Raw genomic sequence first — 16535 nt, 5'->3', positions numbered from 1 at the left:
GATTTTGCCGGCATCCGCGTCATCCCGCCTGTGCCGGTGTTCACGGAATACGGAAATGAGGAAGCATATCGATGGCAGGTACGCGGCTGCGGTCGCGCTGGTTGCAGTCTTGGCGGGCACCGGCGCCCTTCAGGCCGGCGCGAGCTTCAATGCAGACGGCACCGTCTACACCAGTCCCGGGGAATCCAGCCACGGCGCGCTGGCCGGCGCACTCGCGCTTCGAGCCGACGGCAGCTTCTACGTGAGCGGCAATTCGACCAACAATCAGGATTCCACGGACCAGCGCTTCCACATCCGCCGCTACGGTGCGGACGGGACGCTCGATCCGATATTCAACGTCGACCTGCAGCACAGCGGCAGCCTGTCGGTCGGGCGCCGCGCCCTGCTGGCCCATCCGGACGGCGGTGTCGTCGCCGCGCTGACGCTGGCCAATGCCAACTCGCCGACCGACAGCTTCACCCGCATCGTTCGTTACGACGCCCAGGGCAGCAACACTGCGGCATTCAACGACTTCACCTTCGACAACAGCCTGCGCTTCGACCAACTCGACGTGCTGGCGATGCAGGCCGACGGCAAGATCCTCGCCGCCGGCAGCAGCGGCGGCGCACTGCAGAGCGGCGGCAGTGCCGTGGTGGCGCGCCTGAATCCCAACGGCAGTATCGATACCGGCTTCAGCGGCGACGGCTACGTCAGTGTCGCCCCGGGCATCGGCAGTCCAAACTTCTTCCAGCGCAGCTACCCGCTGGTGCAGTTCACCTCGGTCAACCTGCTCGAGGACGGCCGCATCTTCCTCGCCGGCACCGCCAGCAGCGACTTCAGCAATGATTCGGAGATGCTGTTCTGGCGGCTGATGCCGGATGGCAGCCCGGACACGAGCTTCAACAACGGCGAGCCTCTGCTGTTCGCGGTCCGCGACGGCAATAACGTCGGCGCCTCGAACGACGTCGGGGGTGCCGATGTCGCACCCGATGGCAGCTTCCTGATCGGCGGCCGCTCCACGGCCGGCGGCTCCGGCCGCGCCTGGCTGCTGCTGTTTGCACCCGATGGCACCCTGCTCGCCCGTCAGGACGAAGCTTTCGGCTTCGACCAGATCAGCGACGTGCAACTATTGCCCAATGGCGGTGCCGTCGCGGTCGGCAGCTATGACATCAAGCCGACCCGTCCGCTGGTCGCGATCTTCAGCCAGGGCCTCGCATTCGGCGGCGGCTTCTTCGACCCGCTGGGCAGTGCAACGCGGACCAACCAGCTCTTCGCAACCGCCTACGATCCGTTCCAGCAGCGCCTGGTGTCGGTCGGTCTCGGCGTCGCGGAGAGCGGCTCGGTGCTCGCGCGCTGGCTGGTGCTGGCGACACCGATCGTCAGCAACGAACTCGACGTGACGCCGGAGCCGTTCACATTCGCGCCGCTCACCCACGTCAAGCCCGGCACGCCGGTGCTGAGCGAGGCCGTCGAGATCACCGGCGTCAGTGAGTTCGTGCGCATCCCGCTGCGCCTGTTCGACGGCGAGGCGGTTCTCGACGGTGGCGCGTCGTTCAGTCACGCCGCGCCGCCGGATTTCGGCACGCTGCGCTTCGTTTCCGGCAGCGGCGTACCGCCGTCGCTGAATGTGCAACTCGGCCACACCGCGGCCGCAACGATCGACACCGACACGACCACGCGGCTGATCGCGGGCGGCCTGGTGCGCTCGACCAATCTCGCCGTCACGGTCGGCAACACGCGACAGGGCAGCTTCGTGTCGCGAACCAGCGGCGCGGCATTGCCGGGCAGCCTGCGTTTCGGCGCCACCGGTGTGACCGTCACCGAGGGCGAGCGCGCCGAGCTGACGGTCGAGCGCACCGGCGGCAGCGACGGCGCGATCTCGGTACGTTTCGCGATCACCGAGAACGCCACGGGCACCGTCTTCGTCGGCGGCACGCTGGACTGGGCCGACGGCGACGCGGCGCCGAAGACCATCGGCCTGAGCAGCGAGGACGACAGCGCGCCGTCCGGCTCGAAGCAGTTCACCGCCAGCTTGAGCGAACCCGCCGGCGGCGCCACGCTCGGCACGCCGGCCACGGCCGCGATGACCTTTCTCGACAACGACGTCGCCGGCAGCCTGCGCTTCACCGCCAGCAGCGTCACCGTGAACGAGGGCGAGCGGGCCAATCTGACCGTCGAGCGCGTGTTCGGCGATGCCGGCGCGATCTCGGTGCGCTTCGAGATCCGCGACGACGCGGACGGCACCCTGCTCGTCGCCGGTCCGCTCAACTGGGCCGCCGGCGACACCAGCACCCGCACCGTCGGCATCGACACCGCCGAGAACAGCCGCGCCGACGGCAACCAGACCTACACCGCGCGCCTGCTCGATCCCGCCGGCGGCACCGTCCTCGACACGCCTTCGGTCGCACGCATCACCGCGCTCGACGACGATGTGGCGCCGACACCGACCCCTTCGTCGACACCGCTGCCGACGCCAGTCCCCACGGCAAGTCCGTCACCCACACCGTTCCCGACACCGGAGCCGACCAGCACGCCGACCCCGTTGCCGACAGCGACCCCCACGCCGGTGTCGACGCCGGTCGCAACCGCGTCACCGACACCCACACCGACGGCCGTTCCGACTGGCACGCCGACCCCGTTGCCGACAGCGACCCCCACGCCGGTGCCGACGCCGGTCGCAACCGCGTCACCGACACCCACACCGACGGCCGTTCCGACTGGCACGCCGACCCCGCAGCCGACGGCCAATGCGACGCCGACACCCACGCCGGTCGCGCGCGGCGAAATCGTCCTGGGTGACGGACGCGTCGTCGAAATCGTCACGGCCAGCGGCAGCCTCCAGGCTTTACGCACGGTCGCCGCCCCCGCGAACCTGCCCGCAGACTTCGACTATCCGATCGACTTCCTCGCCTTCGACATCACCGGGCTGGCGCCGGGCGCGAGCGTCGAGGTCAGCCTGCTGCTACCCGGGGGCGTGCTGGCCGACACCTACGTCAAGTGCGATGTCGCCGGCTGCGCCCCCTTTGCCGGTGCGACGGCGGACGGCCGCACGGTCACGCTAACACTGACCGATGGCGGCGCCGGCGACGCCGACGGCGTGGCCGACGGGGTGATCCGCGATCCGGGCACGCCGGCGCGCGCCAAGGATGCGCCGGCCGCGGGCAGCGGCGGCGGCGCGATCGGCAGCCTGGCCCTGCTCGGCCTCGGTCTCGCGGCGCTGCGGCGCCGCGCCGGCCGACTGGCGACGGCGCTGCTCGGCCTGTTTGCAGGCGGGGCCGCAGCAGGCGGCGGACAGTCGATGCTGGTACTCGACGCCTCGGGGTCGATGTGGGGCCAGCTCGAGGGCCGCACCAAGATCGAGCTCGCGCGTGATGCCGTCGACGCGATGCTGCAGGACTGGCCGGCCGAACAGGGCTTGGGGCTGATCGCCTACGGCCATCGGCGCAAGGGCGACTGCACGGACATCGAAGTGCTACTGCCCGCCGCTGTGCGCGACACCGCAGCCCTGCGCGCTCAGGTCCAGCAACTCACGCCGAAGGGCATGACGCCGATCACGGCAGCGGTGCGACTCGCCGCCGAGCAGCTCAAGTTCACCGAGCAGAAGGCGACGGTGATCCTCGTCAGCGACGGCGAGGAAACCTGCAACGCCGACCCCTGCGCGCTCGGTGCGGAGCTCGAACAGCTTGGTATCGATTTCACCGCCAACGTCATCGGTTTCGACCTGCCCGAGGGTAAGGCGCGCGAGCAACTGCAGTGCCTGGCGCGCAACACCGGCGGTCGCTATCTCGAGGCACGCGACGCCGCCGGGCTGAATGCAGCGCTGGGCGAAGTGGCCGCACCCACTCCGGCACCGGCGAGCGCGGTCACGACCGCCGAGCAGTGGATACCCGGCTTCGCGCTCGAATGGGCGGCCGGCGGCGCCATCGACGGCGCCGAAGGCAGCGACGGCACCCGGGTCGAGGAGTTCGCCGTCGGCCAGACCGCCGAGGAATGCCAGGCGCTATGCGTTCAGGACGACAGCTGCGGCGGCTGGCATTACGAACCGACCGGCAGCTTCTTCATCGAGTACCCGCGTTGCCATCTGAAGGGACGCGGTTATCCGATGAGTCTTCGCGAGGAAGGCGAAGGATGGGTCGCCGGCGTCAAGACCGGCGTGAAATTGATTGCGGCCGACGCCGCGCAGGAGTGAAACATGAGTATCCGTCTGACATCCGCCGCGCTGCTGACCGGCCTTTTGCTCAGCGCCTGTGGAGGCAGCGGCAGCAGCGACGCGGTTGCCGCCGATGCGCTGCCGATCGACGTGGCCGCCGATGACGCGCTCAAACCCAATGAGCGCCTGCAAGGCACGATCGAGCTCGACATCGGCAAGGGGGCGACGGTCTATCGCTCGATCGCCACCAAACTCGCCGACAACCTCGGCGAGGTCGCCGCGCAACAGCTCGACAGCGCCGAGGGACGACGCACGCTGGACGACGCCAACGCCCGGCTGAAGGGCGATGTGAAGGTGCAGAGCAGCGACGTACAAGCGCTTGCCGACCATTTCGCTGGCAAGACGATCTACACGTCCGAGCTGCGCGATATCGACATGATCAAGCGTCGCAATGTCACGATCCGCGGCATTTCGGCCGGCGGCGCGACCGCCGCGCTGGTCCTGAGCTTCACGATGGCAGACAACCGCCTTGAGTCCGCCGTCCTTGAGTACACGCCGGACAACAGGAAACTGACGCAATCGTTCACGACTGACGAAGCGCATCCGGCCGAGGTCAGCATCGAACGATTCGAGCAGATTGAAGACAGCACCTGGCGCATCGCCGGCAGTTTCAAGGCCGACAAGATGGTGCCGAACGTGCTGGCAAAGAAGCTCGCAGGCCAGACTGTCGATGGCGCCAGCGGTCGTTTCGACATCACCGAGCTGCGCGCGAAGCCGAAACTCTAGGAACGATGATGGAACGTGCCGATCATCACGCCCGCCGCACAGCGCACCGCGTAGAGTCGCAGCGTCCGATCGGCACGCGCCGCCGGCAATCAATCAACTCGGATCTGGAACAGGCAGGGAGCTGACAATGTGGGATTTCGAACTCGGCAGAGCTCTCGGTCTGATGGCGCGGACCGCGCCGTTCATCGGCCTGCGGCTGGTGATCTATCTGGGCATCACGCTGGCATACGTTATTGCCACCGGCGGCGGGGGCGGCATCGGCTATCTGATCGGCAGTACCGGTGATGCCGAGGCGGCAGCCAATGGCGCGTTCTGGGGGGCGAGCACCGGCTTTGCAATCGTTTCGGGCGTGCTCTATTTCGCTCGCGAGTACCTGCTGTATATGGTCAAGGCCGGCCACATCGCGGTGCTGGTGCCGCTGCTCGACAACCAGCCGATTCCCGAGGGCAGGAACCAGATCACCCACGCCACCGCGGTGGTCAAGGAGCGCTTCGTCGAATCCTCGGTGCTGTTCGGCGTCGACCAGCTGATCAAGGGCATTCTGCGTGCATTCAATGCCACGGTGCTGACGATCTCGGCCATCCTGCCGATTCCGGCGCTGCAGAACGTGATGAAGTTCGTTACCGCGGTCATCAACATGTCGCTGACCTACGTCGACGAGGTGATCCTCGCGTACAACATCCGCACGCAGCAGCAGAATCCCTGGGCCGGTGCGCGCGACGGTGTCGTGTTGTACGCGCAGAACTACCAGAACCTGCTGAAGAATGCGCTGTGGCTGACCGTGTTTGTCTGGTTCCTGACCTTGCTGGTGTTCATTCTCGTGTTCGCGCCGGTTGCTGCCCTGGCGGCCTTGTTCCCCGGCGTCGCCGGCTTCTGGACCTTCGCGATTGCGGCAATCACCGCCTACTCGCTCAAGGCCGCGCTGATCGATCCGATTGCGATGACCTGCCTGATGCAGGCCTACTTCAAGGCCACCGAGGGCCAGACCCCGCGCGAGGACTGGGCCAACAAGCTCGACTCGGCGTCGGGCAAGTTCAAGGAACTGGGTGACAAGGCGATGGCCTTCACCAAGAATCGCTTCGATACCCCTGCGGCAGCGACACCGGCCGCACGTTCGTGAGCGCGATGCGCGCGCACGTCTTGATCCACCCCCACCGGAGCAGTGCATGAACCTCTCACGAACCCTGATCGCCATCGCCGTCGCCGCGACGCCCGCCTGGGCCTGGGCCGGCGGCAAAGCCGTCGTCGAAGCCGGCGAAGGCAGCGACAAGCAGCGGATCACCTACGAATTCGACGGCGCGCTGCTGCGCATGGATGTGCCGCAGCAGGACGGCAACTACATGATCATGCGTGACGGCAAGATCTACAGCGTCACCGAGCAGAACGGCCAGCCGATGGTCATCGACATGTCCGGCATGGGCAAGATGCTCGGCGGTATCGCCCAGCAGTCGATGGCAAGCGTGAACCAGGACGTCGACCAGTTCATCAGCCTCAGCGACACCGGCCGCACCGAGACCGTGGCCGGCATCAGCGGCAAGGTCCATGTGCTGACCTATGTCGACGACGGCGAGCGCAAGACCGAGGAGATCGTGCTGTCGAACGACAAGAACCTGCGCGAGATGAGCGACAGCATGATGCTCGTGAGCGAGACCATGGCCAAGGCCTTCGGCGTGCAGATACCGGAGGGCAGCAAGCGCATGAGCGCCGAGCTCAAGGGCCAGGGTGTGCTGCGCTTCGGCACGCAATACAAGCTGGTGTCGCTCAGTGGCAGCACGCCGCCGCCCTCGCGCTTCACGCTGCCGGCGCAGCCGCAGCAGATGCCGGACCTCGGCAGCCTGTTTTCCGGCGGTGCGGCGGCCAATGCCGACGCCGGCGCCGCCGGTGCCGCCAACACCGGCGGCGGCAATCCGCTCGGCGGCCTGTTCGGCCAGAAGGCGCAGCGTCAGCAGGAGCGTGTCGAAGACCGCGCCAACCAGGAAGTCGACCAGGCCACCGACGAAGCCGTCGACAAGGTGCTCGACAAGGCTTTCGAGAAGCTGTTCGGCGGCTGAGCGCTGGTGAACTTTTCAAGCTCTCGGGACGGTCAGGGACGGCCGGACGCGCCTCAAGCCCGCAAGGGCTTGAGGCGTTGGAGCAAGCCCGGGTGTCCCCTCCCCCAATTTAGGGCCACGGATCATTGGAGGTGTCGGGCGGGTGGTGAAGTCCGTACTCGACGCAGGTGAGGTCGTTCAGCGACTCGTGCGGGATCTCGTGGTTGTCGTCGCGCAGCCAGGCCTCGGCGCGCTCGCGCACTTCGGACGAGAACTTCGATGTCTGCTCGATGGCTGCCTTGTCGAGCGTCGGAGCCCGCTCAAAACCCGGGGCGATCCAGTTGTTGGCGCGCCCGAGAGGATTCGAACCTCTGACCCCTTCCTTCGGAGGGAAGTACTCTATCCAGCTGAGCTACGGGCGCGTGGCGCGGATTCTAATGGACTTGCGGCCGACGCGGGGCAAGGATCGCGGCGAGCGCGGTTGCCAGATCGGGGTAGCGGAACACGTAGCCGCCGCGTAGCGCGCGCTGGGGCAGCACGCGCTGACCTTCGAGCACCAGGCCCGCCATTTCACCGAGCAGCAGTCGGAGCGCCGGCGCCGGAATCGGGATGAGGGCCGGACGGCGCAGCGTACGCGCCAGCGTGCGCACAAACTCGCGATGCCGCGCCGGCTGCGGTGCTGTGCCGTTGTAGGCGCCCTGCGCCTGCGGCGTGTCGATCAGCCACAGGATCAGGCCGACCAGATCGTCGCGGTGGATCCACGACATCCACTGCGCGCCGCTACCCATGACACCGCCCAGACCGAGACGGAACGGCAGCAGTAGTTGCTGCAAGCTGCCGCCGTCGCGTTCAAGCACGATGCCGATGCGCAGCAAACAAGTGCGCACGCCCAAGCCTTCGGCTTGCAAGGCCTCGGCCTCCCAGGCGCGGCATAGCTGCGCGCTGAACTCATCCGGCCGTCCGGGCGATGCGTTCTCGCCGAGCTCCTCGTCGCCGCGCGCGCCGTACCAGCCGATCGCCGAAGCCGACACCAGCACCTGCGGCCGCGGGCCGGTCTGCATCCAGTCGATCAGCCGGCGCGTGGTCTGCACGCGGCTGTCGACGAAGCGCTGCTTGCGCGCGGCGCTCCAGCGACCGTCGCCGAGATTCTCACCGGCGAGATTGACCACGGCCTCGGCCGGTGCGGCCTGCGCCAGATCGTCAATACAGTGCACGCTCTGCGGCAACCGCTGGCGCGCACGCGCCACGTCGCGCGTGAGCACGGTGACGCCATCGCCACGCGCGATGAGCGCGCGACACAGTGCCGTGCCGATGAACCCGCTGCCACCGGTGACGAGGATATGCATGGACCTGCCGTCCGCACCCACGCTTGCGCATGCAACGGCTTAGATTACTGGCCTTGATCCACCGGTGGAATCCGCAGGTGAACGGACCCGCGCGTTCCTCACGGGGATCAGCACGCCCACCGCGCAAAAAAGTTCCGATGCCGTCAGCGGCGGGTCCACCGCTTTGCGCGATCGCGTCGGTGCCCGCAAACCGTGGACGCCCCCCGGCGAGCGCAACGCCGCCACGCGCGGCGGCGGCACGGCGCCTGAACCGGCGGCCGCACGGTGCCGGCCGACTGAAAGTGCGGCGGGCCGGGTAGAATCGCCGCTCCCCATCTTCACGCTCGCGCCTAGACGCGCCCGACAGACCATGCTCATCGAACCGTTCCACAACGCCGAGAAGGAAGACGAGGCCAAGGCCGCGCGCTCGCGCGCGCTCGAAGAGCGTCTGTTCAAGGCGCGCACCATCCTGATCTACGGCGCGATCAACCAGAAGGTCGCCGAGCTGTTCAGCGCACGCCTGCTGGCGCTGGCCGCGGACTCCGACGCGCCGATCACGATCTACATCAACAGCCAGGGCGGCCATGTCGAATCCGGCGACACCATGCACGACATGATCAAGTTCGTCACGCCGCCGGTGCGCATCATCGGTACCGGCTGGGTCGCCAGCGCCGGCGCGCTGATCTACGCCGCCGCCAAGCGCGAGAACCGCCTGAGCCTGCCGAACACGCGCTTCATGCTGCACCAGCCGTCCGGCGGCGCCGGCGGCACCGCGTCCGACATCGCCATCATGGCCAAGGAGATCGTGCGCATGCGCGGTCGCCTCAACGAAATCTTCGCGCGCGAAACCGGCCAGCCGCTCGAGCGCATCCAGCAGGACACCGAGCGCGACTACTGGATGAGCGCGCAGGAGGCCAAGGACTACGGCCTGGTCGGCCGCATCATCACCAGCGCCAACGAAATCGGCGGCTAGCTAGGCGCTCGATGCCGCGCCTTACGCCACCCCACACTCCGCTGCTCGACACGGTTCACGACATGATTGCCCCGCACGGTTCCGCCACCCTGAATCCGCTCTACGTCGCCGATGACGCCGCCCGCGCCAAGCTGCAGGCCGAGGCCGAAAAACTGCCGTCGCTGCTGGTGAACTCCGCCGCCGCCGCCAATGCGGTGATGCTCGGCGCCGGTTACTTCAACCCGCTGACCGGTTACATGAATCTGGCCGACGCGCTGTCGGTGGCCGAGTCGATGAAGACCACGTCCGGCCTGTTCTGGCCGGTGCCGATCGTCAACTTGACCAAGGACAGCTCGATCAAGGCCGGCACGCGCATCGCGCTGCGCGACCCGAATGTCGACGGCCATCCGGTGCTGGCGGTGATGGACGTCGCCGCGGTCGAAACCGTGTCCGACGCGCAGATCAAGCTGATGACCGAGAGAATCTTCGGCACGCTCGATCCCAAGCACCCCGGCGTCGCCACCTTCACCGATCTGGGCAACACCCTGCTGTCGGGTGCGATCCAGGTGCTGAACTACAGCTACTTTCCGGCCGAGTTCCCGGACACCTTTCGCACCGCGGTCGAAATCCGCGACGAGATCCGCCGGCGCGGCTGGAACACGGTCGTCGCCTTCCAGACCCGCAACCCGATGCATCGCGCGCACGAGGAGCTGTGCCGCATGGCCAAGGAGCGGCTGAACGCCGACGGCATCGTCATCCACATGCTGCTCGGCAAGCTCAAGCCGGGCGACATTCCGGCCGACGTGCGCGATGCTTGCATCCGCAAGATGGTCGAGCTGTACTTCGAGCCGAACACGGTGATGGTCACCGGCTACGGCTTCGACATGCTCTACGCCGGCCCGCGCGAGGCGGTGCTGCACGCGGTGTTCCGCCAGAACATGGGCGCCACGCATCTGATCGTCGGCCGTGACCATGCCGGCGTCGGCAGCTACTACGGTCCCTTCGACGCGCAGGACATCTTCAAGCGAATCCCCGCCGATGCGCTGAAGATCCAGATCTTCGGCGCCGACAACACCGCCTGGAGCAAGAAGCTCGGCCGCGTGGTGATGATGCGCGAGGCGCCGGACCACGGCCCCGAGGACTTCATCAACCTGTCCGGCACCAAGGTGCGCGAGATGCTCGGCCAGGGCATCGCCCCGCCGCCGGAGTTCTCGCGGCCCGAAGTCGCCAAGATCCTCATGGATTACTACCAACGCATCGACGCCTGAGTCGCCGCGGGGCGCCGCGCCGCAGCGCCCGCTACTCGAACCACAGCTCCACGCGGTTGCGCCCTTCGCGCTTGGCCTTGTACAGCGCGGCATCGACATTGCGCAGCAGCTCGGCGAGGTCGCGCGTCGTCGGCCGCAGCGAGGCGACGCCGATGCTCACGGTGAACGCGATCTCGCGGCCGCCGCCGATAGGCACACGCTGCTCGCCGATCAGGCGGCGCAGGCGCTGCGCCATCTCGGCGGCCGGCTCCTTGTTGGCGCGCGGCAGCAGGATCGCGAACTCCTCGCCGCCCAGGCGCGCGACCAGGTCGATCTTGCGAGCGCTGGCGACGCAGGTCTGCGCCAGCGTCTGGATCACCCGATCGCCCGCTTCATGCCCGTGCGTGTCGTTGACGCGCTTGAAGTGATCGATGTCGAGCAGCATCAGCGACAGCGGCTCGGCGAAGCGCCGTGCGCGCTCGATTTCCAGCGCCGCCATCTCGGTGAAATGCCCGCGGTTGGCGACGCCGGTCAGCGGATCGCGGGTCGCGCGCTGGTACAACCGCTCTTCGCGCTGCTTGGCCTCGGTGATGTCCTGGAACACCTCGACGAAGCCGAGCAGCTCGCCGCTTGCGGCGCGCAGCGCATCGAGCGCGATCTGGGCGAGGAAATCCGCGCCGCCGCGGCGCGCGCGCCGCTGCTCGTCGCGCACGTGATGATTCGCGCGCACGAACTCCAGCGTGCGTCGCGGCACCCCGGCGCGTACGTCGGCGTCGACGAACAGCATCTGGAACGGCTGGCCGAGCACCTGCTCGCGCGCGTGGCCGGTCAGGTTCGCGGCACCGCGGTTCCAACTGCGGATCACGCCGTCGCGGTCGATCAGATAGATGCCGAAGCTGGTGACGCCCTGCACCATCTGCGCGTATTTCTCGGGCTCGCTACGCAACAGCGACTGGTGCCGATCCGGCAGCAGCTCGGCGGCCGGATGCCGGTCCCAGGAGCGCAGGGCCCAGCTCACCGGCGGATCGAGAAAGCGCACTTGCGGGTCCATGCGCCGGATTCTACGCCGACCGTTCGGCGGCGCCTCGCGACCGCTCGCGCCCAGCGGCACGGCTTGCGGCGCGACCGCGCGCGACAGTTACGCGCCACCCCGAACGACGCGTGCCGTGGAAACGCTACAGCACGATCCGAGTCCCGCCGTCCTGTGCGTCGCGCCGCCGGCCAACGATGACTGCGCACGGGCGCCGGTGGCGTACCCGCAGCCGCCGTACCGGCGCACGGCGCTACGCTCCGCACAGGCACGGCGCAACGCCGCCGCGGTGGCGCTGGCGCTGGCCTTCTGCGTCCACTGGTTCGTCATCCGCGACGCGATGCCGGCGGAGATCGACGCCGTGCGCGCCGACCTGCAGCGCCGCAGCGGCGCCGAGGCGGTCGCTCGCTTCGACGCCGCGCTGGCGGCGCGCGAGCCGGTCTCGCTGCTGCATTTGCACCTTGTGAGCCGCCGCAGCGAAACCCGCTAGGCCCCGCTGCGACAAGGCCGGCGTCGGCGTAGACTGCGCGCCCCTTGTTTGCGCCTTTTCCTCATGCCCGCCGCTGCCCGCCGTGGCGCCACTGCCACGCCGCCCTATCCTGCGGCCCGGCCACGCCCCGTGGGGCGCGGCGCGTGGCCGGGCGTGGCCGGCTGAAGCGGCTCCTGCCACGATGCGCCAGGGTCTCGCCGCCGCCGCGGCCGCCTACCTGATCTGGGGCCTGTTCCCGATCTACTGGCGGCTGCTGCAGAGCGTTCCTGCGGCGCAGATCATGGCCCACCGCATCATTTGGTGCCTGCTGTTCGTCGCGCTGTGGCTTGGGCTGCGCGAGGGCTTCGGCTGGCTGCGCAGCCTGTCGCCGCGCCTGTTGGCGATGCTCGCCACCAGCGCCGCGCTGATTTCGGCCAACTGGTGGCTGTACATCTGGGCGGTGAATGCCGGACACGTGGTCGAAACCAGTCTCGGCTACTTCATCAACCCGCTCGTCAGCGTGCTCATGGGGGTGCTGATCCTGCGCGAGCGGCTGAACGCCGCGCAGTGGCTCGCGGTGGGCGTCGCCGCCACCGGCGTGTTGTGGCTGACCTGGCAGGGCGGCCGCCCGCCGTGGATCGCGCTGGCGTTGGCCCTGTCGTTCGGCGGCTACGGCCTGATCCGCAAGCTCGCGGTGGTGCCGGCGGTGCAGGGCCTCGCCATCGAGAGCGGCCTGCTGTTCGTGCCGGCCGCCACCTTCCTGCTGTGGAGCGAAGCCGCCGGCAGTGGCGGCTTCGGCCATCACGGCCCGCACGTCGACGTGCTGCTGGTCGCCGGCGGCCTGGTGACGGCGCTGCCGCTCGTCCTGTTCGCGATCGGCGCACGCCGGATTCCGCTGTCGATGATCGGCATCCTGCAATATCTCGCGCCGACGCTACAGCTCGCCTGCGGCGTGCTGCTGTTCGACGAGCCGTTCACGCGCACGCAGGCGCTCGGCTTCGGCTGCATCTGGCTGGCACTGGGGATCTACGCGATCGACGGCCTTGCGCGAGCACGGCGCCGTCGCGGATGACGGACCTCGCTGGTCCGGCCCTGTGGCACGCGGTTCGCCTCCTGCCATCGCGGACCGGCGCGAGCGCTCAGCGCTGTGCGCGCAGCATCGAAAACCGGCACAGCACGATGCCACCGAGCACGATCGCGCCGCCGAGCGCCTGCAGCGGGCCGAAGGCCTCTGCCAGCAGCAGCCACGCGAACAGCGACGCCGCGACCGGCTGCAGCAGCAGGCTCACCGACGAGAACGCCGCCGGCAAGTGCGCCAGCGCGTAGGCGATCAGCCCCTGCCCACCGACGTGCGAGAGCAGGGCCAGACCGACGAGCAGCCCCCATTCACGTGTCGATGCCGGCCATAGCGTCTCGCCCAGCGCCACGGCCAATGGCAGTGTGACCACGGCACCGGCGGCGGTGGTCCAGAACATGACCTGCACGGTGTCGAAGACGCGGCGCTGGCGGCTGACGCCGATCAGGTAGCCGGCGTAGAACATCGCCGCGATGACGCCGAGCAGGTCGCCGAACGCGGTCTGGCGGCTGATGCCGAGGCTGTCGGCGACCAGGCAGGCGGCGCCTGCCAGCGCCAGCAAAAGGCCAAGCGCGAAGCGGCCGCTGATGCGCTCGCCGTAGAGCGTCCACATTGCCAGCGCGACGAATACCGGCGCGACATTGGCCAGCAGCGTCGCATTGGCCACCGAGGTGAACTCGATCGCCTGATGCCAGACGGCGAGATCCCCCGCGAAGAACAGTCCGGCGAGCCACAGCCAGCGCAGCGCGCCGCGTTCGCCGCCGGCCGCCGCCGCGCGCCGGCGCAGCATCAGCACACCGAGCAGCGGCAGCGCCAGCGCCAGGCGCCAGAACGCGGCCGCGCTCGGACCGACATCGACCAGCCGCACGAAGATCGGCGCCAGGCCGATCAACACGGCGCCGAGCACCAGTGCCGGCAACGCCCGCGCGGCTGGAGTCATATCGGCAGCCGCGGGAAGATCGTCATGGCGCGCAAGCCTAGCAGTCCGCTGGGCGGCGCGGCCGCCGGCGAGCACCGATATGATGCGCAGCGGCCGCACCCCGGGTTCCTTATGCACAAGTCAGCGAGATCAAGCGCGGCCGTCATCATCAAGCCCGACTTCCGTCAAAATCTCGTCATGTTTGTATAAGCCGATGATTATATTGATTATATTTGCGGAACTTGACGGATGAGCGCAAATCGGCTTGCCGGTGGTGCTTCGGCCCCGTCGAACGGGTCCGGGCGCATCCACACAGTTATCCACAGGGTTTGAGGTGCTGGTCGCGACGGTCAGCCTGCCGGTTCCGCTGCGCCGAGGCTTCGATTACCGCGTCGCTGCCGATCTGGCCGCGCGCCTGCGGCGCGGCTGCCGCGTCCGCGTGCCCTTCGGTGGGCGCAGCCTCGTGGGCATCGTCGTGCAGGCGCCGCGCGAGGCGCCCGGCGCGGTGGCCGAGCTGCGCGACATCGAGGCGCTGCTCGACGAGGAACCGCTGATTCCGGCCGAGCTGCTCGGCCTGTGCGAGTGGGCCGCGGACTACTACCTGCACCCGCTCGGCGAGGTGCTCGGCGCCGCGATGCCCGGGGGACTGCGCCGCGGGGAGCCGGCCCGCGTGGCGCGCGCCGAGTGCTATGCGCTGACCGCCGCCGGCCGCGCCGCGCTCGACACGCTGGCGGACAGCCGCCGCGCGCAGCGCAGCCTGCTGCAGGCGCTCGTGGCCGGCCCGCGCGCGCGCGCAGCACTCGATGCCAGCGCCGCCGTGCTGCGGCGCGCGCTCGACGCCGGCTGGATCGAGCCCAGCGTCGCCGCACCGTCATTGCCGCGAGTCGTCGCACCGACACCGACGCCGGAGCAGGCCGCGGCGCTGGCGCAGCTTGCGACGGACGACGCCGGCTTCGCGGTACACCTGCTCGAAGGCGTCACCGGCAGCGGCAAAACCGAGCTGTATCTGCGGCGCATCGAGGCCGCGCTCGCGAGCGGCCGCCAGGCGCTACTGCTGGCACCGGAGATCAGCCTCACCCCGCAGCTCGAAGCACGCCTGCGCGAACGCTTCGGCGACGGCGTGCACCGCTATCACTCGACGCTCACCGATAAAGCGCGCGCGCAGGTCTGGCTCGCGGCGCGCGATGGCAGCGCGCGCGTGGTCATCGGCACGCGTTCGGCCGTGTGGCTGCCGTTCGCGCGGCTGGGCGTGATCGTCGTCGACGAGGAGCACGATACCTCGTACAAGCAGCAGGACGGCTTTCGCTACTCGGCGCGCGATGTCGCGATCCTGCGCGCGAAGCGCCTGGACATCCCGGTGCTGCTCGGCAGCGCGACGCCGTCGCTCGAAAGTCTGCACAACGCGCGCAGCGGCCGCTACCGCCACATCACGTTGCGCCGGCGTGTGCATGCGGCACCGCCGCCAAGGGTGCGTGTGCTCGACGTGCGCGGCCTGCCGCTCGACCATGGCCTGTCGCCGCCCTTGCTGCAGGCGATCGAGCGTCACCTCGGCGATGGCGGTCAGGCCCTTTTGTTCCTCAACCGCCGCGGTTATGCGCCGGTGCTGTTGTGCCATGCCTGCGGCTGGCGTGCGCCGTGCACGCGGTGCGATGCGCACCTGACCCTGCACCGCGGCCGCAACCTGCTGATCTGTCATCACTGCGGCGCGCAACAGCCGCCCCCGCGCCACTGTCCGTCCTGCGGCTCGACCGGCCTGCTCGCGGTCGGCGCCGGCACCGAGCGCATCGAACAGGCGCTGGCCAATCGCTTTGCGCAGTACCGCGTCGCGCGCTTCGATTCGGATCGCATCACCAGCCACGCGGCGCTCGAACGCCAACTCGCCGACATCCGCGCAGGCCGCGCACAGATCCTCGTCGGCACCCAGATCCTCGCCAAGGGCCACGATTTTCCGGGGTTGTCGCTGGTCGGCATCGTCTCCGCCGACCAGGCGCTGTACGGCAGCGACTTTCGCGCCGTCGAGCGCATGGGTCAGCTCGTGACCCAGGTCGCCGGCCGCGCCGGCCGCGCCGGCCAGCCGGGCGAGGTCTGGTTGCAGACGCACGAACCGGAGCATCCCCTGCTGCAGACGCTGGCCCGGCACGGCTACGGCGCGCTGTGCGAAGCGCTGCTCGCCGAGCGCCGCGACACCGGCCTGCCGCCGTACAGCCATCTGGCCCTGCTGCGCGCCGAATCGCGTGAGCCGACGCTGGCGCTGCGCTTTTTGCAGCAGGTCCGCACGCGCGTGCCGGCGGGCGAGGTCACGGTCTTCGAGCCCGTTCCCTCGATCATGGAACGCCGCGGCGGCTTTGCGCGTGCGCAACTGCTGTTGCAGTCAGCCAGCCGTGCGGCGCTGCACCGTGCGCTGGCCGGCGTCGTGCCGCAGATCGAAGCATGGCCGCAGGCGCGCCGGCTGCGCTGGTCGGTCGATGTCGATCCCTACGACCTGATGTAGCGACAGCCGCACCCCGCGCTCGGGGCCGCCGATGGCCCTGCCCTCGCCAGCGGGTAGAATTCGCGCCTTGTGGTTTGCGGCG

General features: G+C 69.0%; 12 protein-coding genes and 1 tRNA gene. 9 read left to right on the top strand and 4 right to left on the bottom strand.

Annotation, left to right across the window (positions count from 1 at the left end; genetic code table 11):
- The first annotated feature begins 55 nt into the window (after positions 1 to 55).
- From ABSH63_RS07805 to ABSH63_RS07790, 4 genes are all read left to right on the top strand, one after another.
- Entirely contained in the window at positions 56 to 4168 is a 4113-nt protein-coding gene (locus tag ABSH63_RS07805) for a choice-of-anchor U domain-containing protein (RefSeq protein ID WP_352888787.1), read from the top strand.
- 45 nt (positions 4169 to 4213) lie between these two features.
- Complete coding sequence (locus ABSH63_RS07800) at positions 4214 to 4915, top strand: hypothetical protein (RefSeq protein WP_352888785.1); 702 nt, start codon at positions 4214 to 4216, stop codon at positions 4913 to 4915.
- A gap of 127 nt (positions 4916 to 5042) precedes the next feature.
- Complete coding sequence (locus ABSH63_RS07795) at positions 5043 to 6035, top strand: hypothetical protein (RefSeq protein ID WP_352888783.1); 993 nt, start codon at positions 5043 to 5045, stop codon at positions 6033 to 6035.
- Positions 6036 to 6081: 46 nt separating this feature from the next.
- A complete protein-coding gene (locus ABSH63_RS07790; protein ID WP_352888782.1) occupies positions 6082 to 6966 on the top strand; it encodes a hypothetical protein in 885 nt (294 codons plus the stop codon).
- 324 nt (positions 6967 to 7290) lie between these two features.
- On the opposite strand, the gene ABSH63_RS07785 is transcribed toward ABSH63_RS07790, so the two are convergent.
- Positions 7291 to 7367, bottom strand: a tRNA-Arg gene (locus ABSH63_RS07785).
- A gap of 12 nt (positions 7368 to 7379) precedes the next feature.
- Positions 7380 to 8291, bottom strand: a complete 912-nt coding sequence (locus tag ABSH63_RS07780; RefSeq protein WP_352888780.1) for a TIGR01777 family oxidoreductase — start codon at positions 8289 to 8291, stop codon at positions 7380 to 7382.
- Positions 8292 to 8640: 349 nt separating this feature from the next.
- Here ABSH63_RS07780 and ABSH63_RS07775 point away from each other — a divergent pair, with 349 nt between their 5' ends.
- Entirely contained in the window at positions 8641 to 9243 is a 603-nt protein-coding gene (locus ABSH63_RS07775) for an ATP-dependent Clp protease proteolytic subunit (protein ID WP_352888778.1), read from the top strand.
- Positions 9244 to 9305: 62 nt separating this feature from the next.
- Entirely contained in the window at positions 9306 to 10490 is a 1185-nt protein-coding gene (gene sat / locus ABSH63_RS07770) for a sulfate adenylyltransferase (protein WP_352888777.1), read from the top strand.
- Between the two features lie 31 nt (positions 10491 to 10521).
- Here sat and ABSH63_RS07765 read toward each other — a convergent pair whose 3' ends face one another.
- Complete coding sequence (locus tag ABSH63_RS07765; RefSeq protein WP_352888775.1) at positions 10522 to 11520, bottom strand: GGDEF domain-containing protein; 999 nt, start codon at positions 11518 to 11520, stop codon at positions 10522 to 10524.
- A 115-nt stretch (positions 11521 to 11635) separates the two neighbouring features.
- Between ABSH63_RS07765 and ABSH63_RS07760 the strand changes: the two genes are divergently transcribed.
- Positions 11636 to 11989: a hypothetical protein gene (locus ABSH63_RS07760; RefSeq protein ID WP_352888774.1), complete on the top strand. Its 354-nt coding sequence runs from the start codon at positions 11636 to 11638 to the stop codon at positions 11987 to 11989.
- Between the two features lie 181 nt (positions 11990 to 12170).
- Positions 12171 to 13040 carry an EamA family transporter RarD gene (gene rarD / locus ABSH63_RS07755; protein ID WP_352888773.1) on the top strand — a complete coding sequence of 290 codons (870 nt, stop codon included), beginning with the start codon at positions 12171 to 12173 and terminating at the stop codon, positions 13038 to 13040.
- Positions 13041 to 13107: 67 nt separating this feature from the next.
- On the opposite strand, the gene ABSH63_RS07750 is transcribed toward rarD, so the two are convergent.
- Positions 13108 to 13983, bottom strand: coding sequence for a DMT family transporter (locus ABSH63_RS07750; RefSeq protein WP_352888772.1), 876 nt, complete (start codon positions 13981 to 13983; stop codon positions 13108 to 13110).
- 313 nt (positions 13984 to 14296) lie between these two features.
- On the opposite strand from ABSH63_RS07750, the gene ABSH63_RS07745 reads away from it, so the two are divergent.
- Positions 14297 to 16453 (top strand): primosomal protein N', encoded by a 2157-nt coding sequence (locus ABSH63_RS07745; RefSeq protein WP_352888770.1) that lies wholly within the window; start codon positions 14297 to 14299, stop codon positions 16451 to 16453.
- Positions 16454 to 16535: the final 82 nt, after the last annotated feature.

The organism is Sinimarinibacterium thermocellulolyticum, assembly GCF_040327995.1.
GTDB lineage: Bacteria > Pseudomonadota > Gammaproteobacteria > Nevskiales > Nevskiaceae > Solimonas > Solimonas thermocellulolyticum.
The sequence above is the reverse complement of the archived record's forward strand: the minus strand, read 5'-3'. Positions and strand labels throughout refer to the sequence as shown.